The sequence below is a fragment of the Pseudomonas sp. A25(2017) genome (assembly GCF_002001065.1).
Taxonomy (GTDB): domain Bacteria; phylum Pseudomonadota; class Gammaproteobacteria; order Pseudomonadales; family Pseudomonadaceae; genus Aquipseudomonas; species Aquipseudomonas kilonensis.
On the sequence record NZ_MUOA01000021.1, the window covers coordinates 1 to 19,185 of the forward strand.

Below are 19,185 nucleotides of genomic sequence, written 5' to 3' on the forward strand. Positions count from 1 at the left end.
CCCCGCCACCGCCCGGCAACAGGCCAAGCGTGACCTCCGGCAAGCCGAGCTGCACCGACGGCAGGTCCAGGGCCACGCGATGATGGCAGGCCAGGCAGATTTCCCAACCACCGCCGAGGGCCGCGCCATTGATGGCCGCCACCACGGGCTTGCCCAAGGTCTCCAAGGCTCGCAGTTGCGCTTTAAGCCGCAGGACCATGTCGTAGAAAGCCTTGGCCTCGGGCTTGCCGACCTTGATCAATTCGTTGAGGTCACCGCCGGCGAAGAAGGTGTGCTTGGCCGAGGTGATGATCACACCGGCAATCGAGTCCTTTTCAGCCTGCAAACGGGCGACGCAGGCGGCCATGGCCTCACGGTACACCGCGTTCATGGTATTGGCGCTCTGGCCCGGCATGTCCAGGGTCAGGACGACGATCCGGTCCTGGCCAGTTTCGTAACGAATGGCATCGGTCATGAAAAAGTGTTCCTTGAAGTCGGGGCTCAGAGGCGTTCAATGACGGTGGCAATGCCCATACCGCCGCCGACACAGAGGGTCGCCAGGCCATAACGCAGGCGACGCACCTCCAATTCGTCGAGCAACGTGCCGAGAATCGCGCACCCCGTGGCGCCCAAGGGATGCCCCATGGCGATGGAGCCACCGTTGACGTTGACCTTGGCCGGGTCGATGGCCATGTCCTTGATGAACTTGAGCACCACCGAGGCGAAGGCCTCGTTGACTTCGAACAGGTCGATGTCCTCCACCCGCAACCCGGCCTTGGCCAGGGCCTTGCGGGTAGCCGGCGCCGGGCCGGTGAGCATGATGGTCGGGTCGGTACTGGTGACTGCGGTGGCGACGATCCGCGCCCGGGGTTGCAGGCCCATGGCGCGCCCCTTGGCTTCGGAACCGATCAACATCAGTGCCGCACCGTCGACGATGCCGGAACTGTTGCCCGGCGTGTGCACGTGATGGATTCGTTCGACATGGCTATAAACGCGCAGCGCCGTGCCATCGAAGCCCATCTGGCCCATGGCCTCGAAGCTTGGCTTGAGCTTGCCCAGGCCTTCGAGCGTGGAGTCGGCGCGGATGAATTCATCGTGGTCCAGCAGCACGATGCCATTCTGGTCCCGCACGGCGACCAGGGATTTATTGAACGAACCGTCAGCCCGGGCACGCGCCGCTTTTTGCTGGGAATGCAGCGCATAACCGTCGACATCCTCACGGCTAAAGCCTTCCAGCGTGGCGATCAGGTCGGCGCCGATGCCCTGGGGAACGAAGTGGCCGTGCAGGTTGGATTGCGGGTCCAACGCCCACGCACCGCCATCGCTGCCCATGGGCACCCGGGACATGGATTCGACGCCGCCGGCCACCACCAGGTCTTCGAAGCCGGAACGCACTTTCATGGCCGCCAGGTTCACCGCCTCCAGGCCCGAGGCGCAAAACCGATTGAGTTGCACACCGGCCACGCTGACATCCCAATTGGCCACCAGCGCAGCGGTCTTGGCGATATCGGCCCCCTGTTCACCCACCGGGGTCACGCAACCGAGCACGATGTCATCGACCTGGCTGGTGTCCAGATCCATACGCTGTTGCAAGGCGCCGAGCAGGCCGCCCATCAGATTTACCGGCTTGACGCTGTGCAAGGCACCATCGGCCTTGCCCTTGCCACGGGGCGTGCGTAATGCGTCGAAAATCAAAGCTTGGGTCATGACGTCCTCGAAACCACGGGGTAATGCGATGCCTTCAACCATAAGCCCAGCGGCGCCGGATTCAATGACCACAGCGCTCAATGGCGTTGACGGCCACGCTCAGACGAACGGTAGCGAGCTATCGGGTTAACCGATTCAGGAGGGCAAGCTGTCTAGCAAAAGGGCCGGCAGGAAGGTGGCAATAGGCCTCATACCTTTTTTAGAGTAGCCCGCACCAAGCTGATATGAATTGGATCTAAGCCAAGGCCGCCGCGGCCCCTAATGTAATCCTTGTACAAGAAAGTCGTCGGGTTTTGCCGAGGCGCTTGTCGGACAGGAAGTGCAACGCCAGCCGCCATGGATATGCAGGCTGGCTTTTAGGAAATAACAATAAAGGCGGGTCAGCCATGTTCAAACATTCGAAAGTTCGCCAAGCCGGACTCATTCTCTTTGCCACGACGCTGCTGTTGATTTTGCCGAATATCACCAAGGTGATTGGCTGAATCCTGCGTGAGGGCATCTGCATCATTCATTAGTTGTGTCGCCAAAAAATGTGACGGGTTCTCTGTTCGAGCCGCGATGGCTGTGCCAACCTTTGCGGCCCCCCTCGACATGGAAGGCGATCGACTTGAAAGCTCTTATTGTGTTCGGGGCGTTGCTGCTCAGCACGCCCCTTTACGCCGCGCAACTGGTGCTGGAGTTGGGCGCGGGTACGCGCACCTGGCAAACCGAAGAACTGCTCAAGCACCCGGACGCTCAAACGGTCCAGATCGCTGATGACGTTTCCTACAAGAAACCGATGAGCTATCGAGCCGTGCCGCTGACGGCACTATTGACGGGCGTCCAAGCGGAGGACCACCTGCAAGCCGTTGCCCTGGACGGCTTCGCTGCCGAAATGCCTGCGGCGCCGTTACTCAACAAGAGTGGGGCCCGGGCCTGGCTGGCGATTGAGGACCCGGCCAAGCCCTGGCCATCACTGGGGGAAGGCAAGCACAGTGCCGGGCCTTTCTACCTGGTCTGGACCGATCCGCAGGCTGGCCATATAAGCCCGGAGCAATGGCCCTACGCGGTGGCGACCATCAAGCGCCTGTCGGCCGTGGCCGAACGCTTCCCCGCCCTGCTGCCGGCGCCCAACCTGGCCAAGGACGACCCGATCAATAAAGGTTTCGAGCTGTTCCAGAAAAACTGCCTGGCGTGTCATCGGCTCAATGGCGCAGGCGACGCGCAGTTCGGCCCTGACCTGAACATTCCCTTCAACCCGACCGAATACTTCTCCGGGGATTTCCTCAAGCGCTACATTCGCGACCCGCAAACGCTGCGTCGCTGGCCCCAGGGCAAGATGCCCGGGTTCTCGGCTGCGGTGCTGCCGGATTCGGAGCTGGATTTGCTGGTGGGTTATTTGAAGCATATGGCGGGACGCAAGCAGCCATTGGCCCCGTGAGATTGCTTTTTTGTGGCGAAGGAGCTTGCACCCTCGCCACAGAAGCTCCCCCGCTGGAGAGTTATTGTTGTTGCACCGTGATCACCGGTGCAGCAGGTACGACCAGCTTGGCATGCATCTGCTCGCAACCACCGCCACGCCGCATGCCACGCACCGGGCAGGCGTCCAGGTAATCCAGGCCCACGGCCAGCTTCAGGTGGCGCTCCGGACGGGCCAATTGGTTGGTCACGTCGAAACTGTACCAGGCGTCGTCAAGCCAGGCTTCTGCCCAGGCATGGCTTGCCAGGTGTTCGCTCGCTTCGCTGAACAGATACCCCGACACATACCGCGCCGGCACCCCCAGGCTACGGGCGCAGGCCAGGAAGGCGTGGGTGTGATCCTGGCACACCCCGCTACGACCGGCAAAAGCCTGGGCCGCACTGGTCTCCACTTCAGTGGTGCCAGGGGTGTAGATCATGTGCTGGTTCAGCCCGTGCATCAGGTCGATCAGCGCCGTGCGATCGCGACGCTGCTGGCACTGCTGCGCAGCGAAGGCTCGAAGGGCCTCGTCCGCCTCGGTCAGCCGGGTGAAGCGCAGGAACGGCAGCGCTGACTGGCTCTCGTGCTCGGCTTCACGCGACGGATCGATATCCACCTGTCCGCGGGCGCCGATGATGACCGTTTCGTGGGGTTCGTCCAGGGTCAGTACATGAAGGATGTTGCCGAACGGATCCAGCTGCGCCCGCACCGGCCGTGGCAGATCCAGTTGCCAGCTCAGCACATGCTGGCGTTCGCTGTCGTGGGGCGTCAGGCGCAGGTACTGGATGCTGGCGCGCACCTGATCTTCATAGTGGTAGGCCGTTTCGTGGCTGATCGAGAGTCTCATATGACCTCCAGGTAGGAACTGTGAATGGCATTGCCCAGTTCACGGACCAGTGGGATGAATTCGGTGAGCCAGGCATGCAGGCCCCCGTCGAGGATTTCGTTGATGCCGGTGTAGCGCAGGCGTGCGTCCATTTCCGCCGCCAGCCGTTGTGCCTGCCGGCCGTTGGTGCCCGGCAGGCTCGCGAGGATCTGGTTGATTTCTTCGGTACAGGCGCGCAGCGAACGCGGTACGTCGGCGCGCAACAGCAGCAACTCGGCCACATGGCGAGCGCCCGGGGCGTCACGGTAGATCTCGGTGTAGGCCTCGAAGGACGACAAGGCCCGCAACAAGGCGCTCCATTGGTAATACGCGTGGGCCGTGCCATCGCTGACCGTGTCGGCCTGGTCGCCGGCCATTTCGTAGCGGGCGTCGAGCAAGCGCAGGGTGTTGTCGGCCCTTTCGATGAAGGTCCCCAGGCGAATGAAGCGGAATGCGTCGTTGCGCATGATGGTGCCGTAGGTTGCGCCACGAAACAGGTGGGATCGCTCCTTGATCCACTCACAGAAACGGCTCATGCCGTAGCGATTCAAGCCTTGCTCGGCGATACCGCGAATTTCCAGCCAGGTGGCGTTGATGTTCTCCCACATGTCGGCGGTGATTCGCCCACGTACCGCGTGGGCACTGGCTCGCGCGGCGCCGAGGCAACTGTAGATGCTGGCCGGGTTGGCCGCTTCCAGGGCAAAGAAATGCAGCAGGCGCTCGGCGTGCAGCTCGCCGTGTCGCTCCCGGTAATCATCCAGCGTGCCGGTGATCAGCAATGGCATGGCCAACTCGTGCAGGCCATCGCCACGCCCGTCCTGGGGCATCAGCGACAATGAATAACTGACATCGAGCATCCGTGCGAGGTTTTCCGCACGCTCCAGGTAGCGCGACATCCAGTACAGGTCCGAGGCGGTTCTACTCAGCATGGCAGCTCCTCAATCCTCGACCACCCAAGTGTCCTTGGTCCCACCGCCCTGGGATGAATTCACCACCAGGGAGCCTTCGCGCAGCGCCACCCGTGTCAGCCCGCCAGGCACCACGCGGGTCTCGCGGCCGGACAGCACAAACGGCCGCAAATCGATGTGGCGCGGGGCGATGCCGTTTTCGACAAAGGTCGGACAGGTCGAGAGCGACAGCGTCGGCTGGGCGATGTAGGCGTGCGGCTTGGCCTTGATCCGCTCGCGAAAGGCATCGATCTGCGCTGTCGTCGCGGCCGGCCCCACCAGCATTCCATAACCGCCGGAGCCCTGGGTTTCCTTGACCACCAGATCGGGAAGATTCGCCAGCACGTGGGAAAGCTCGGCGGGATTACGGCATTGCCATGTAGGAACGTTCTTCAGGATCGGCTCTTCGTCCAGGTAAAAACGGATCATGTCGGTGACGAACGGGTACACCGATTTGTCGTCCGCCACGCCCGTGCCGATGGCATTGGCCAGCACCACGTTGCCGGAACGGTAGGACGACAACAGGCCCGGTACGCCGAGCATCGAATCCGGATTGAAGGCCAGTGGATCGAGGAACGCGTCGTCGAGGCGACGGTAGATCACATCCACGGCTTTCGGGCCGTCGGTGGTGCGCATGAACACTTTGTCATCGCGTACGAACAGGTCGGCGCCCTCCACCAACTCCACGCCCATCTCCCGGGCCAGGAACGCGTGCTCGAAGAACGCGCTGTTGAAACGCCCCGGCGTGAGCACCACGACACTGGGATCGTCCAGCGGGCTGGAGCTTTTCAGGGTGTCGAGCAGCAGGTTCGGATAATGGTCGATGGGGGCAATGCGCTGGACGGCGAACAGTTCGGGGAACAGGCGCATCATCATCTTGCGGTCTTCGAGCATGTAGCTCACGCCGCTGGGCGTACGAAGATTGTCTTCGAGCACGTAGTACGTGCCGTCACCGTCGCGCACCAGATCGACACCACAAATGTGGGCATAGATGTCACGGTGCAGGTCCAGCCCCTGCATCGCCAGTTGGTATTGCTCGTTGGCCAGCACCTGCTCGGCGGGAATGATGCCGGCGCGGATGATCCGTTGTTCGTGGTAGAGGTCGGCCAGGAACATATTCAGCGCCTTGACCCGCTGGATGCAGCCACGTTCGACCACCCGCCATTCACTGGCCGGGATGCTGCGCGGGATCGTGTCGAAAGGGATCAGGCGCTCGGTCCCCTGCTCGTCGCCGTAGAGCGTGAACGTAATGCCAGCACGATGAAACAACAGGTCGGCTTCGCGCCTGCGTTGCGCCAGCAGCTCGTCAGGCGTTTCAGCCAGCCAGCGGGCAAACGCCTGGTAATGCGGACGGACCTGGCCGTTGGCATCGTACATTTCATCAAAACCGCTGCGGATCATGCCGTACTCCTTGTCACCCTGGCAGCAAGGCTTCGCAAGCCCCGTGCCATCGGCATAAACGCTTTATGATCAACGGGTTGGATTCTCCTCTGACAGGCCGTGCACTTTTCTAGTGCAGCAAATACCCCACCCCGCTGCCCCCCGCTTCATTGCGACGCAGGGGCGTCGCTCTGCTGAGCATAGCCCTGGAAAAACGACGCGGCTTGATCTGGATACAGTTAGGTACAAAACCTGGCGGTTGTGGTGTTGGCGGGGGACATGCTCACCTATTCGGCGTCCGCCACAAATCCCACAGTAATGTTCAATGTTCGGGTAGTTCACAGACATGAAAACGGCCGACACAAAGGTCAGCCGTTGCTGTGGTTGCGGTGAGTAACTGTCAGGCCTGCAGGCGCCGGATCTCTTGCTTGACGCCCCAGCCCTCGATAACACCACCCAAGGGTTCGACGACTGCCTCAAAGTCTTGCTCGAAGTCTCCTATGTCATCGTAAGTGGCGTACATCACCCGGCTCAGTTCCAATGACCAAGCCCCGTCGTCCCGTGCACTGATCTGCGCGTTCAGCGACTCTCCCCGAAAATGACCTGCCGCCCTGCGCGCCCGCTCCTCGTCCGGGAAAATGGCGTAGAACTCAATGGGATGGAATCGGGAAAAATCGAAACCGCCTTCTTTCATGCGGCGCAATACGCTGGTGCTGATGTCTTCTTGATAGGCTGTGCTCATGAAACGTCCTCCTGAAACCAATGGATAGACTTTCCGTCTTCCCGTGCGTGAAGCCCTCAGGCTGCAAGCGGTACGGCATCAAATGGCCGTCGGGACACAAGCATGTAGCTGACAAGACCGGACCTTGGCGATCCTTTCGCTGATCTCAATTGCAGAGTAGCCGTAAGTGGTGGCCACTGCCAAGCGAGACCAGGCAACGTTTCATGAAATCGGTTTAATGCTGAGGATTTCAATGCTGTGCTGGGACTTGAGGTTCTTGACGGTGGGATCTTCAGTGCGACCTTCCAGGTCGTTGAGGTCCAGTAGGTCGGAAACGGGCAGCATTTTTTTACGAATCAGTTGTGCAGCCTGCTCCATCGTAGGCTCCTGCTCGTAGTCGAACTGCTCGGCGATGGCTTCGCCATGATCATCCACGAAAGTGATTTCCCACTTTTGCATCAGTGTCTCCTTGATCAATTCAGGGCCTGGCTTACCTCTATCTCGACATTGAGGGCCGGACAATCGTTCCACTGGGCGGGCGGACGGCACACATGAAAAGACCGCCTCTGGGGCGGTCTCTTGCTGTAAAGCCGTGGCCGATCAGTTTTCGGCGCGTTCCTTCAGGGCTTTCAAGGTGTTGAACGGCGCATCCACCACGAACTTGTTCGCCAACCAGGACGGCACGTCACCACCCGGTTCGGTGTGGACCTGATAAACGACTTCGATTTGGCCCGCGCCTTTTGGCGTGAACGTCCAGAAACCGTCGACCTGGGTTACTCGCACAAAACCTTGCTCGTCAGGCGCGTATTTCGGCACCCCCTTGAGCCTGCGGGTCAGGCTGCCATCGGCGCCCTCCTCGGTGGTGACTTCCAGCACCGAGTCCCGGGGCGTGACCGGCCATGGTGTGTTGAATTGAGTATAGGTCCAGCTCTTGTCGCCTTCGTGCTTGAGCAGCTTCTGGCTCTTGCATTCATGAATCCATGCGCAAGCGCCGGGAACGTCTTCCTGCAGGGCCCGCAGCTTGGCCATGGTGGTTTTCATCACCGTCACGCCACGGTAGGCCTTGTATTTGGAGCCCGTCACCTCACTGAGGGAAACCTTGATACCGTCCTTCTCCTTGGCAACCTGCCAGTCCTCTGCCTGAGCGGTGGCCGTTGCCAGCAATACGGTCAACCCACACAACACAGCCATACGATGCAGCGAACCCATAGTTCTTTTCCTTATTGTCCAAGTTCGTTCAGTTAGGATCCATTCATGGAATCATTACGCTGCCGTGACTTGCTCCCACCAACCGATCAGCCGGATGGCCTCTTCACTGCTGCTGCCGCACACCTCGATGTCGGCGTCGAACGCCGAGCACACTGCCGGACGTTCCGGCTGGCCGAAGATCCGGCACAGGTTATCGACTGACAATTGCACGCAACGTTCTCCCGCCGGTTTGCCTTGAGGCATGCCAGGGATCGATGAGCTGATGGAAGGGGCGATGCAACAGGCGCCACAGCCTTCACGGCATTTCATGACGGCGACATCCTCACGACAGTAATGGTTAGTAACAGAACACAGAGTACCGGCTAAAACACTCGTTTTAAATTACCGTCTGCGTGTTTTTTTGCCCATGGCGGGATGACCGAATGGTCAACGACGAACTGCAGGCCTGTCGAAGGTTTATTGCTTGAATTCGAAGTCCAGCGCCGCGCCTTCCACCTCATTGCGCTCCTGGTTGCGCAGTGGCAGCTGCATTTCATTGCTCAACAAACGGCCATTGAGCTGAAACGGCCCGGGTTTCTCGCCGAACATCGACGGCAAGAGCGGCTCACGCTTGGACTGCACCACCTTACCCGGTGGTTGCAGTTCCTCGACCATCTCACGAGGCAGGCTCAGATCGAGCTTGGCCGGCGGCAATGGGGTCTTGGCGACCTCGCGGGCGGATTTGCTCTTGGAAGCGATGGGCGCGCGCTTTTTCTTCGCGGGAGCTGCCTTTTTAGTGGAAGGCTTCTTGGTCACTGCCGTTTTTTTCGGCGTATCTTTCGTGGCACTGGCGGCCGGTTTTTCCTGCGCTGGAGTTGCCGCGACGACGCCTCCCATGTGGAAGGCGCTCAACAGGCCGATCAAAACCCAGGCAGCAGGAACAATGGCTTTCATAGACACAACGGCACTGACGACAGGAACCCCCATGCTCGCCTGATAATGAGGCGCTGACAAGCACATCGAGCTAAGCCACTGGCGCCTAAAGAAATCCGTTGGCCGTCTCTTGGCACAATTGAGTGGCCAACATCCCCAGTGTCATCAAGGCCCGCTCCGCCTCACGGTTCCAGGGAGTGCCACAGTTCAAGCGAATGCAGTGGTTGAACTGCTCGGTGTTACTGAAAATCAGCCCTGGCGCGATGCTGATGCCTTGTTGCAACGCCCGCACATGCAACTCCTGGGTATTGACCCGCCCCGGCAGGCTGACCCACAGGATGAAGCCTCCAGTGGGACGACTCATCTGCGTGCCTTCGGGGAAGTACTGCTGCACCGCCAGTTGAAAGGCGCTGAGGTTCTTGCGGTACTCCTGGCGGATATAGCGCAAGTGCCGGTCATAGCCGCCGTTTTCCAGGTACGCGGCGATGCCCATCTGCGTGACGCTGCACGCGGAGTGGGTGCTGAAGGTCTGGAGTCGCTGGATTTCCTGCTGGAATTTACCCGCGATCATCCAGCCGATGCGCACGCCCGGCGACAACGTCTTGGAAAAACTCGAACAGTAGATGACCCGGTCCAGCCGGTCGTAGGCCTTGAGGGCCTTGGTGCGCCCCTGTTCGAACATCAACTCGCCATAGATATCGTCCTCGACGATCTGGATGTCGAAGTCCGAAGCCAGGCGCAGCAATTGCTTTTGCCGCTCTTCAGGCATGGTGCCGCCCAAAGGATTGCTCAGGCGCGTGGTCAGCACCAACGCCTTGATCGACCATTGGTTGGCCGCCAACTGCAAGGCCTCCAGGCTCATGCCGGTGACCGGGTCGCTGGGGATTTCGATGACCTTGAGGCCCAACAGATCCGCCAGTTGCAGCAAGCCGTAATAGGTCGGCGACTCGGCGGCGATCAAGTCCCCCGGCCGCGTCAGCACCCGCAAGGACATTTGCAGTGCGTCGACGCACCCGTGGGTGATCACCACCTCGGAAGGGTCTACCACGACGCCTGCATCGCGCATGCGAATCGCCACTTGACGGCGCAATGGCTCGAAGCCCGGGCTGAACATGTAGCTGAACGCCCGTGGGCTGTGGAAACGCGTGACCTTGGCCAATTGCTGATGCAGGGCCCGGACCGGCAGATAGTCGACGCTCGGCACCGCAGCGCCCAGGGGAAACACCCCTTCGCGGCGCGACTCGACCAATACTTGCTGGATGATGCTGCTGCGCGTCACCAGCCCCGGACGCTCGACCCGGGCAATGTCCGGCGTCGGTGCCGTCAGGGCCGGCGTCTGGTGCACGTAGTAGCCCGACTGCGGCCGCGCGCGGATCAGCCCCTGGTCTTCAAGGTTGGCGTAGGCCTGCAGCACCGTGGCATGGCTGACGTTGAGCTGCGAGCTCATCTTGCGCACCGACGGCACGCGCTCACCAGGCTGATACACACCGCGCCGGATGTCTTCAGCCAGCTGTTGAGCAATACGTTGATAGAGCAGAAGGTTGGTCATGACGCAGCACTCGATTTCACGGGCATTTTATTCTTGTCGGAAACGATACCGGAACAGTTTAGAAGTGTACTGGGACAGTTGCCAGATTACTCGACAGTACAGTGGAGTGACAGCTCTAACTGTACTCATCGTGCATCGATTGCAGGGCCAAAAAAACCCGGCGCCTTTTACAGGGGCCGGGTTTTCCAGTGACGCAGCCCTCAGCGGGCGGCGCCGAGCTGGCCTTTTTCGTCGGAGAACACAATTTCAACGCGACGGTTCTGTGCCCGGCCACGCTCGGAAGCGTTGACGTCCACAGGGTATCCATCACCGTAACCTTCGACCTGGATACGCTTTTCGTCGATCCCCAGGTCCACCAGCACATCCGCTACCGCTTGCGCGCGGTCACGAGACAGCTTGAGGTTTTCCTGCTTGCCGCCGGTGCTGTCGGTGTACCCCTCGATACGCACCACGCGCTTGGGGTTGAGCTGCAAGAACTGCACGATCTTGAGCACGACCCGGTTGGCCGAGTTCTTCAGTTCCGCTTCGCCGGTGTCGAACAGCACGTCACCGAGGGTCATCACCAAGCCGCGATCGGTTTGTGTGGTCGCCATTGCCATGATCTGTTCTTCGAGCCATTTGCCCTGCTGCTGCACACTCAACAACTTGGATTCACGCAGGGCCAATTGCAGGCGCTGGCGCTCCAGTTCGAGCTTCGCCGCGCGCTCTTCGTTGAGCACCTGGTTGCTGTGCTCCCGGGCGATGGCACTGTAGCGCTGGCTCAGGTAGGCGTAATGCTGCACATCTTCGCCGCTGCCCCAGTAGCTGGATAACCGATCGGCACGGGCCAGGGACTCACCCGCGCGGATCACGTCCCGGGGGGCGGCACGCAGGACGTTGGCGTCCTCCTTGACCTTCTGAAAGTCGGTGCTGGCCTGCTCGAGCGCCGCTTCGCTGCGCTGGCCGGCGCAGCCATACAAGCTGGCCAGGCCAGCGAGGACCAGACCGCCCAATACGTGGGAGTGCTTCATTGTGCATCCTCCCGCAACTGTTTGCGCAAGCGCTTGATGCGGGTTTCGAGCACGTTCAGTTGCTCCTGGCTCTTGAGGGTCAGCACGTTCGCTTCGGCCAGGCGGGCGTCGAGTTCGGCCTGTTCGGCCCGCATGCGCGCCTTCTTGTAGGATTCGTCGGCCATGTTGGATTTGGCGCGGGCGAACTTTTCTTCAGCCAGTTTCAATTCGGGCACTTCGTCGGCAGTGGCGCCAACGGCCCGGGCTTGGTTCAGTGCCTGTTCGGTCAGGCGGATCTGTTCATTCGGCGCCGGATCGGCTGCGCAGCCCGCCAGAGCCAGAACGGCCAGGGCAGCGAAAAGAGGTCGAATAGTCACTAATGTTCCCTACTGTTTTGGGGCACTGACAGGTGGCTGCAACTGTGTTCTCCAGCGCTCGAGATTGCGCTGCAACACAGCCTCCGTCAGACCGGACGCGGCCAATTCTGTCATCTTTTGCGCCAGCTGTCCGCGTAACCATGGGTCATTGCAGGCGGAGTTATGAGAGATCGCGAGAAACAACCCCGGTTTGTCCACCGGTTGCGGTGCGGCTTGCAGGTCGTTGGCCATTCCCAGTGTCTGCGCCATTGCCAGGCCCGAGTAGCGCCCCGCCAGGACATATTCCACCTCGCCCAGCAGCAATTTCTGAAAGGCCTGGGTCAGGTTGGGCGTGCGCACCAGGGACAATTGCTGCTCGGCAAAGACGCCGAATCCCTGGGTCATTGAGGCCTTTTCCGACAAGGCCCCGGGATGACCGTGAAGGTCTCCGGGCTGGTTGATGACCAGCGTCGAGTCGTTGCGGGTCCAGACCAGGTAATCGTTTTCGAGCAAGGGCGGATGAACGTAGTCCAGCACTTCAAGCCCGGTAACGGTCAGCGGAGCGTCGGTGAGCAGGTCCATGCGGCCACTGCGCACTTCGTCCAACGCCTGGGCGCGCTTGCCGGCATACAAGAGTTCGATCTTGATCCCCAATTCTTGCGCGACGTGCGCCAACAGGTCGGCACCGGCGCCAATCAAGTGCTTGGGGTCCTGAGGGTCTTGCCAGAGATAGGGCGGCGCATCCGGGCTGCCGGTGGCGATCAGTCGTTCACATTTGCCGGCGGCGACAGACAGGCCTGGCACGAGCGCCAACGTCCACAGCAACGACCAGCCAGCCAAACGGCGCAGATCCATGGCAATACGCTCCTCTGATGCGGAAATAAAAAGCCCGGCCAAAGGGCCGGGCTCTTTATAAGTGAAGACGCCGGATTAGACCAGCTTCTCCAGCTCAGGGATGGCTTCGAACAAGTCCGCGACCAGGCCATAGTCGGCCACCTGGAAGATCGGCGCTTCTTCGTCCTTGTTGATCGCAACGATCACTTTGGAGTCTTTCATGCCCGCCAGGTGCTGGATCGCGCCGGAGATACCGACGGCGATGTACAGCTGTGGCGCAACGATCTTGCCGGTCTGGCCGACCTGCATGTCGTTGGGTACGAAACCGGCGTCGACCGCGGCGCGGGAAGCACCGACGGCAGCGCCGAGCTTGTCGGCCAGGGCGTACAGGTGCTTGAAGTTGTCACCGTTCTGCATGCCACGCCCGCCGGAAACGACGATCTTGGCAGCGGTCAGTTCCGGACGATCGGACTTGGCCAGTTCTTCGCCGACGAAGCTGGAAATGCCGGCGTCGTGGGCAGCGCCTACCGCTTCAACGGCAGCCGAGCCACCTTCGGCGGCAACCGGGTCGAAACCGGTGGCGCGAACGGTGATGACCTTGACCGCAGCGTTCGATTGCACGGTGGCAATGGCGTTACCCGCGTAGATCGGACGCTTGAAGGTGTCGGCGCTTTCTACCGAGATGATTTCGGAGATCTGGTCGACGTCCAGCGCAGCGGCCACGCGCGGCAGGATGTTTTTGCCGTTGGAGGTGGCGGCAGCCAGGATGTGGCTGTAGCCCTTGCCCAGCTCGGCGACGAGCGGAGCAACGTTTTCCGGCAACTGATGCGCGTAGGCGGCGTTGTCGGCCGACAGTACTTTTGCCACGCCAGCAATTTTCGCAGCGGCTTCGGCCACGGCGCCAGCGCCCTGCCCGGCCACCAGGACGTGGACATCACCACCGATTTTGGCAGCGGCAGCAACGGTGTTCAGCGTGGCCGGAGCCAGCGCCTTGTTATCGTGTTCGGCGATTACGAGGATAGTCATGATCAGATCACCTTCGCTTCGTTTTTCAGTTTCTCGACCAGTTCAGCCACCGACTTGACCTTGATGCCCGCGCTGCGTGCAGCCGGCGCTTCGACCTTGAGGGTCTTGTTGGTGGAGGCGGTGGAAACGCCCAAAGCGTCAGGCGTCAGCACTTCAAGCGGCTTCTTCTTGGCTTTCATGATGTTTGGCAGCGACGCATAGCGCGGCTCGTTCAAACGCAGGTCGGTAGTGACGATGGCCGGCAGTTTCAGGGAAACGGTCTGCGCGCCGCCGTCGATCTCGCGGGTCACGGCAACGCTGTCACCGGACACTTCGACCTTGGACGCGAAGGTGCCCTGACCGTAGCCGCTCAATGCAGCGAGCATCTGGCCGGTCTGGTTGTTGTCGCTGTCGATGGCTTGTTTGCCGAGGATCACCAGCGATGGCTGTTCCTTGTCGACAACGGCCTTGAGCAGCTTGGCCACGGCCAGCGAGGTCAGGTCTTCGGCGGATTCGACGAGGATGGCGCGATCGGCACCCAGTGCCAGCGCGGTGCGCAGTTGTTCCTGGGCGGTGGTCGGGCCGATGGAGACGACGACGATCTCAGTCGCCACGCCTTTTTCTTTCAGGCGTACGGCTTCTTCTACGGCGATTTCGCAGAAAGGGTTCATCGACATCTTGACGTTGGCGAGGTCGACGCCGGAGTTGTCCGCCTTGACGCGAACCTTGACGTTATAGTCGACCACTCGTTTGACAGCTACAAGAACCTTCATGGATTCCTCGTTACTCTCCGGTGAAAAAAAGTCGCCTAGGCGAACCTGGCGGTTGATGCTCATGGGCGCAAGGGCACCTCTAAAAACGCCGGCATGAACCACACATGACCCAGCTCACGGGAGTGAAGACCATTCGTCAGTGATGACCGATGAGTCATTCATTATCGCGGCGTGTAAACTGCGCGTCTGAACCACGCAATGCGTCACTTTGTGCTGCCTTCGCCCTGTCTTTAGAGGTGCTCTTGAAACCAACAGTCAGCCTACGGCGAGCGCAAAACCGCCCGTATCTTGACCGGAACGCCTATTCCGGTCAATACGGCAAAATGGTCAGTCATAAGCCGTACGTCAGTGATTTATCTGGGCTGCGGCAATTTCAAACAAACGTTTGTATTGGACCCTGAGAGTGGTGTAGATATAATGCGCCGCTTAAGAGAGACACGCGTTTCATCCATTGCCGCTTTCGTCGCTTTTCGCGAAGGAAACAACGGATGCAACGCCAAACCTCCAATTAGAAAAAACTGTGAGCCTTGAGTAGGAGATAGCCCTGTGGAACGCGAATACATGGAATTCGACGTGGTCATCGTCGGTGCCGGCCCCGCTGGCCTGTCTGCCGCTTGCCGACTGAAACAGAAGGCCGCCGAAGCCGGTAAGGAAATCAGCGTCTGCGTGGTCGAAAAAGGCTCCGAGGTCGGTGCGCACATCCTCTCCGGTGCGGTGTTCGAGCCCCGCGCCCTGAACGAACTGTTCCCGGACTGGAAAGAACTCGGCGCCCCGTTGAACACGCCCGTGGTGCGCGATGACATTTATGTCCTGAGAAGCGCCGAGGCCGCGAGCAAAATCCCTGACTTCTTTGTGCCCAAGACCATGCACAACGAAGGCAACTATATTATTTCCCTGGGCAACTTGTGCCGCTGGCTGGCCCAGCAGGCCGAGAACCTGGGCGTGGAAATCTACCCGGGTTTCGCCGCCCAGGAAGCGCTGTTCGACGAGAACGGCGTGGTGCGCGGGATCATCACCGGCGATCTGGGTGTCGACCGCGAAGGCAATCCGAAGGAAGGCCTCTACACCCCTGGCATGGAACTGCGTGGCAAGTACACGCTGTTCGCCGAAGGCTGCCGTGGCCACATCGGCAAGCAACTGATCAAGCGCTTCAACCTGGACAGCGAGGCTGACGCCCAGCACTACGGCATCGGCCTGAAGGAAATCTGGGAAATCGACCCGGCCAAGCATCAACCCGGCCTGGTGGTGCACACCGCCGGCTGGCCGCTGGACATCATGGGCACCGAGAACACCGGCGGCTCCTTCCTCTATCACCTGGAAAACAACCAGGTGGTGGTCGGCCTGATCGTCGATCTTTCCTACAGCAACACCTTCCTGTCGCCGTTCGACGAGTTCCAGCGCCTCAAGCATCACCCGGTGCTCAAGCAGTACCTGGAAGGCGGCAAGCGTATCAGCTATGGCGCCCGTGCATTGGCCAAGGGTGGTATCAATTCGCTGCCGAAAATGGTCTTCAAGGGTGGCGCATTGATCGGCTGCGATCTGGGCACCATGAACGTTGCCAAGATCAAGGGCAGCCACACCGCGATGAAGTCCGGCATGCTCGCCGCCGAATCGGTGGCTGAAGCGTTGCTGTCCGGCGGCGAAGGCGGTGATGAACTGACCAGCTACGTCGACCGCTTCAAAGCCAGCTGGCTCTATGAAGAACTGTTCGCCAGCCGCAACTTCGGCCCAGCGATGCACAAGTTCGGCCCGATCATCGGTGCCGGCTTCAACTGGTTCGACCAGAACATCCTTGGCGGCAAAATGCCGTTCACCCTGCACGACACCAAGCCCGACTACGCCTGCCTCAAGCTGGCAGCCGATTGCAAGAAAATCGACTACCCGAAACCGGACGGCAAGATCAGCTTCGACAAACTCAGCTCGGTGTTCATCTCCGGTACCAACCACGAGGAAGAACAGCCCTGCCACCTGAAGCTGACCGACCCGAGCATCCCGATCAGCAAGAACCTGCCACTGTACGACGAACCGGCACAGCGCTACTGCCCGGCCGGCGTGTACGAAGTGGTGACCAAGGAAGACGGTGAGAAGCGCTTCCAGATCAACGCCCAGAACTGCGTGCACTGCAAGACCTGTGACATCAAGGACCCTTCGCAGAACATCACCTGGGTGTCGCCGGAAGGCGCTGGCGGACCGACTTACCCGAACATGTAAGCCGTTGCGCTGAACATCAAGGCTCCCGTAATGGGGGCCTTTTTGTTGCCTGCAACCCAACAAACACCACAGTCAAAATGTGGGAGCGGGCTTGCTCGCGAAAGCGGTGTGTCAGTCGACAAAAATACCGGCAGATATGCCGCTATCGCGAGCAAGCTCGCTCCCACAGGGAACATCACAGACTCAGGCAGCGCGCTCTTCCCCGGGGTTGCGTTCGAAGTAGCGCTTGTACTCCCGACTGAACTGCGACGAGCTCTGATACCCCACCTGGTGCGCGACCTGGGCCACGCCCATGCCCTCGGTGAGCAGCAGTCGCTGGGCCTTGAGCAGGCGCAAGCGCTTGAGGTACTGCACGGGCGACAGCAACGTGCTGCGCTTGAAATGCTCATGGAAGGTCGAGGCGCTCATGTTCGCGCAACCGGCCAAGGTCTCGACGTTCAGCGGCTCAGTGAAGTGCGCATGCAAATGGCTCAGGGCCGCGGCAATCCGGGCGAATTGGCCTTGCTGCTCCACCAGCGCCCGCAGCACATCGGCCTGGGGCCCGCGCAACGCGACGAACAGCAACTCCCGCAGCCGCGCCTGGCCCATGACCTGGCATTCCAGTGGGTCGTGCAAGCAACGCAACAAGCGTTCGACGCACCCACGCATGGCGTCATCGAGCACGGCACAGGTCATCGACTCCGGCGTCTGCGGCGCCAGGTTCCGTCCCGGCACCAGCCCCATGGCCAGTACCAACTCCCCCAGCATCGCCCGATCGATCGCAACGGAAACCCCAAGCAGCGGAGCATTGGGCATGGCGTAGGTTTCGCATTCGAATGGCACCGGCAAGGCCTGGATCAGATAATTCCCGGCGCCATATTCCAGCGTGCGAGGTCCCAGGTACGCCAATTTGCTGCCCTGGGCGATGATCACCAGGCTCGGCTCGTAGAGCTGCGGGCCACGGGCGACGTCCTGGCTGGCCCGAAGCGCATGTACGCCGGGCAGTGGCGTCGGGACGAAGCCGTCGCGGGTCGCCAGGGGTTCTATCAATGAAACCAGCGTGGCGTTGGCATCGAGATGGCGGGTCAACAACATGGGCGAAAACTTCACGAAAAATGGGATGAAACCATCATCGCAGGTCTGGCGTCACATAGGATCAGATCCTGGCCAAGACCGGAGGATTAGGCATGACAGGCGGAGGAATCGCCATCGCCGCCGGCCGCCAGGACTCCCAGAATGGAACCCCTCACCGTTCACTGCTTAGCGAGGTCCATCATGTACACAGCCATCGGATATGCCGCCCAGTCGGCCACCACTCCCCTCGCCCCCATGAAGTTCGAGCGTCGCAGCCCGCGAGCCGACGACGTGGCGATCGACATTCTCTACTGCGGCGTCTGCCACTCCGACATCCACCAGGCCCGCAATGAATGGGGCATCGCCGTTTACCCGCTGATGCCCGGCCATGAAATCATCGGCAAAGTCACCGCCGTCGGTGCGAATGTCACCCGCTATAAAGCAGGCGATTTGGTCGGTGTCGGCTGCATGGTCGACTCTTGCCGCGAGTGCGAAGCTTGCCGCGCTGACCTGGAGCAATACTGCCTGGAAGGCATGACTCAGACCTACGCCAGCCCGGACCGCGTGAGTGGCGGCCACACCATGGGCGGTTACTCCAACAGCATCGTGGTCAGCGAGCACTTTGTGCTGCGCATTCCGGCAGCACTCGACCCGGCCAGCGCCGCACCACTTCTCTGCGCTGGCATCACCACCTACTCGCCCCTCAAGCACTATGGCGTGAAGGCTGGCGACAAGGTTGGCGTGCTGGGCATGGGCGGCCTGGGCCACATGGGCATCAAGTTCGCCAAGGCCATGGGCGCAGAAGTCACGTTGTTCACCCGCTCGGCGAGCAAGGCCGAAGAAGCCCGTCGCCAGGGCGCGGACCATGTGATCGTGTCCACCGACGCCGAACAGATGGCCGCCGCAGCGGGACGATTCCACTTCCTGCTGGACACCATTCCGGTGCAGCACGACCTCAATCCCTACCTCGACACGCTGCGTTTCGACGGCGTGCACATCATCGTGGGTCTGGTCGAGCCGATCGATCCGCCGGTACACGCGGCAAAACTGATCATGGGTCGTCGTGTCCTCGCCGGCTCGCTGATCGGCGGTGTCGCAGAAACCCAAGAGGTGCTGGACTTCTGCGCCGAACACCACATCAGCTGCGACATTGAAATGCTCGACATCCGCCAGATCAACGAGGCCTACAGCCGCATGATCGCCGGGGATGTGAAGTACCGCTTCGTCATCGACATGGCCACGCTCAAGGCCTGACGT

The 19,185-nt window shown here is 60.8% G+C and carries 20 protein-coding genes; 3 read left to right on the forward strand and 17 right to left on the reverse strand.

Annotated features, from left to right (window positions below):
* The coding region (locus B0E42_RS00075; protein ID WP_174599565.1) for an enoyl-CoA hydratase-related protein at positions 1–454 on the reverse strand (454 nt) is incomplete at its 3' end.
* A gap of 26 nt (positions 455–480) precedes the next feature.
* Positions 481–1,686, reverse strand: coding sequence for an acetyl-CoA C-acetyltransferase (locus B0E42_RS00080; protein ID WP_077505176.1), 1,206 nt, complete (start codon positions 1,684–1,686; stop codon positions 481–483).
* A gap of 607 nt (positions 1,687–2,293) precedes the next feature.
* Between B0E42_RS00080 and B0E42_RS00085 the strand changes: the two genes are divergently transcribed.
* Complete coding sequence (locus B0E42_RS00085; RefSeq protein WP_053180896.1) at positions 2,294–3,106, forward strand: cytochrome c; 813 nt, start codon at positions 2,294–2,296, stop codon at positions 3,104–3,106.
* A gap of 61 nt (positions 3,107–3,167) precedes the next feature.
* Here the strand turns inward: B0E42_RS00085 and B0E42_RS00090 are convergent, their stop codons facing one another.
* The 14 genes from B0E42_RS00090 to B0E42_RS00155 all read right to left on the reverse strand — a co-directional run bounded on the left by B0E42_RS00090 (position 3,168) and on the right by B0E42_RS00155 (position 14,664).
* Positions 3,168–3,971: a transglutaminase family protein gene (locus tag B0E42_RS00090; RefSeq protein WP_024616923.1), complete on the reverse strand. Its 804-nt coding sequence runs from the start codon at positions 3,969–3,971 to the stop codon at positions 3,168–3,170.
* Positions 3,968–4,918: an alpha-E domain-containing protein gene (locus B0E42_RS00095; protein WP_003204175.1), complete on the reverse strand. Its 951-nt coding sequence runs from the start codon at positions 4,916–4,918 to the stop codon at positions 3,968–3,970. Before B0E42_RS00095 ends, B0E42_RS00090 begins: the two co-directional genes overlap by 4 nt.
* A gap of 9 nt (positions 4,919–4,927) precedes the next feature.
* Positions 4,928–6,337 (reverse strand): circularly permuted type 2 ATP-grasp protein, encoded by a 1,410-nt coding sequence (locus B0E42_RS00100; RefSeq protein ID WP_077505164.1) that lies wholly within the window; start codon positions 6,335–6,337, stop codon positions 4,928–4,930.
* A 379-nt stretch (positions 6,338–6,716) separates the two neighbouring features.
* Positions 6,717–7,058, reverse strand: coding sequence for a ribonuclease E inhibitor RraB (locus tag B0E42_RS00105; RefSeq protein ID WP_003179463.1), 342 nt, complete (start codon positions 7,056–7,058; stop codon positions 6,717–6,719).
* Between the two features lie 201 nt (positions 7,059–7,259).
* Positions 7,260–7,496 carry a hypothetical protein gene (locus B0E42_RS00110; RefSeq protein ID WP_018613636.1) on the reverse strand — a complete coding sequence of 79 codons (237 nt, stop codon included), beginning with the start codon at positions 7,494–7,496 and terminating at the stop codon, positions 7,260–7,262.
* A 141-nt stretch (positions 7,497–7,637) separates the two neighbouring features.
* A complete protein-coding gene (locus tag B0E42_RS00115; RefSeq protein ID WP_018613634.1) occupies positions 7,638–8,246 on the reverse strand; it encodes an START domain-containing protein in 609 nt (202 codons plus the stop codon).
* 54 nt (positions 8,247–8,300) lie between these two features.
* Positions 8,301–8,555, reverse strand: coding sequence for a zinc/iron-chelating domain-containing protein (locus tag B0E42_RS00120; protein WP_018613632.1), 255 nt, complete (start codon positions 8,553–8,555; stop codon positions 8,301–8,303).
* 147 nt (positions 8,556–8,702) lie between these two features.
* On the reverse strand, positions 8,703–9,179 hold the full coding sequence (locus B0E42_RS00125) for a hypothetical protein (protein ID WP_018613631.1): 477 nt from the start codon (positions 9,177–9,179) through the stop codon (positions 8,703–8,705).
* An 85-nt stretch (positions 9,180–9,264) separates the two neighbouring features.
* The gene (locus tag B0E42_RS00130; protein WP_018613628.1) at positions 9,265–10,707 is read right to left on the reverse strand and encodes a PLP-dependent aminotransferase family protein; all 1,443 of its coding nucleotides are present in this window, start codon (positions 10,705–10,707) and stop codon (positions 9,265–9,267) included.
* A gap of 200 nt (positions 10,708–10,907) precedes the next feature.
* Entirely contained in the window at positions 10,908–11,717 is an 810-nt protein-coding gene (locus B0E42_RS00135) for an OmpA family protein (protein ID WP_018613626.1), read from the reverse strand.
* The gene (locus tag B0E42_RS00140; RefSeq protein WP_077505166.1) at positions 11,714–12,073 is read right to left on the reverse strand and encodes a DUF4398 domain-containing protein; all 360 of its coding nucleotides are present in this window, start codon (positions 12,071–12,073) and stop codon (positions 11,714–11,716) included. The genes B0E42_RS00135 and B0E42_RS00140 overlap by 4 nt, the downstream gene beginning before the upstream one ends.
* Before the next feature lie 9 nt (positions 12,074–12,082).
* Positions 12,083–12,907, reverse strand: a complete 825-nt coding sequence (locus tag B0E42_RS00145; RefSeq protein WP_077505168.1) for an ABC transporter substrate-binding protein — start codon at positions 12,905–12,907, stop codon at positions 12,083–12,085.
* Between the two features lie 75 nt (positions 12,908–12,982).
* Positions 12,983–13,912, reverse strand: coding sequence for an electron transfer flavoprotein subunit alpha/FixB family protein (locus B0E42_RS00150; protein WP_014339476.1), 930 nt, complete (start codon positions 13,910–13,912; stop codon positions 12,983–12,985).
* Positions 13,913–13,914: 2 nt separating this feature from the next.
* Positions 13,915–14,664 (reverse strand): electron transfer flavoprotein subunit beta/FixA family protein, encoded by a 750-nt coding sequence (locus B0E42_RS00155; RefSeq protein WP_014339477.1) that lies wholly within the window; start codon positions 14,662–14,664, stop codon positions 13,915–13,917.
* A gap of 546 nt (positions 14,665–15,210) precedes the next feature.
* Between B0E42_RS00155 and B0E42_RS00160 the strand changes: the two genes are divergently transcribed.
* Complete coding sequence (locus B0E42_RS00160; protein ID WP_053180915.1) at positions 15,211–16,875, forward strand: electron transfer flavoprotein-ubiquinone oxidoreductase; 1,665 nt, start codon at positions 15,211–15,213, stop codon at positions 16,873–16,875.
* Between the two features lie 183 nt (positions 16,876–17,058).
* Here the strand turns inward: B0E42_RS00160 and B0E42_RS00165 are convergent, their stop codons facing one another.
* On the reverse strand, positions 17,059–17,949 hold the full coding sequence (locus B0E42_RS00165; RefSeq protein WP_018613618.1) for an AraC family transcriptional regulator: 891 nt from the start codon (positions 17,947–17,949) through the stop codon (positions 17,059–17,061).
* 180 nt (positions 17,950–18,129) lie between these two features.
* Here B0E42_RS00165 and B0E42_RS00170 point away from each other — a divergent pair, with 180 nt between their 5' ends.
* Positions 18,130–19,182: an NAD(P)-dependent alcohol dehydrogenase gene (locus tag B0E42_RS00170; protein WP_018613613.1), complete on the forward strand. Its 1,053-nt coding sequence runs from the start codon at positions 18,130–18,132 to the stop codon at positions 19,180–19,182.
* The last annotated feature ends 3 nt before the right edge of the window (positions 19,183–19,185 follow it).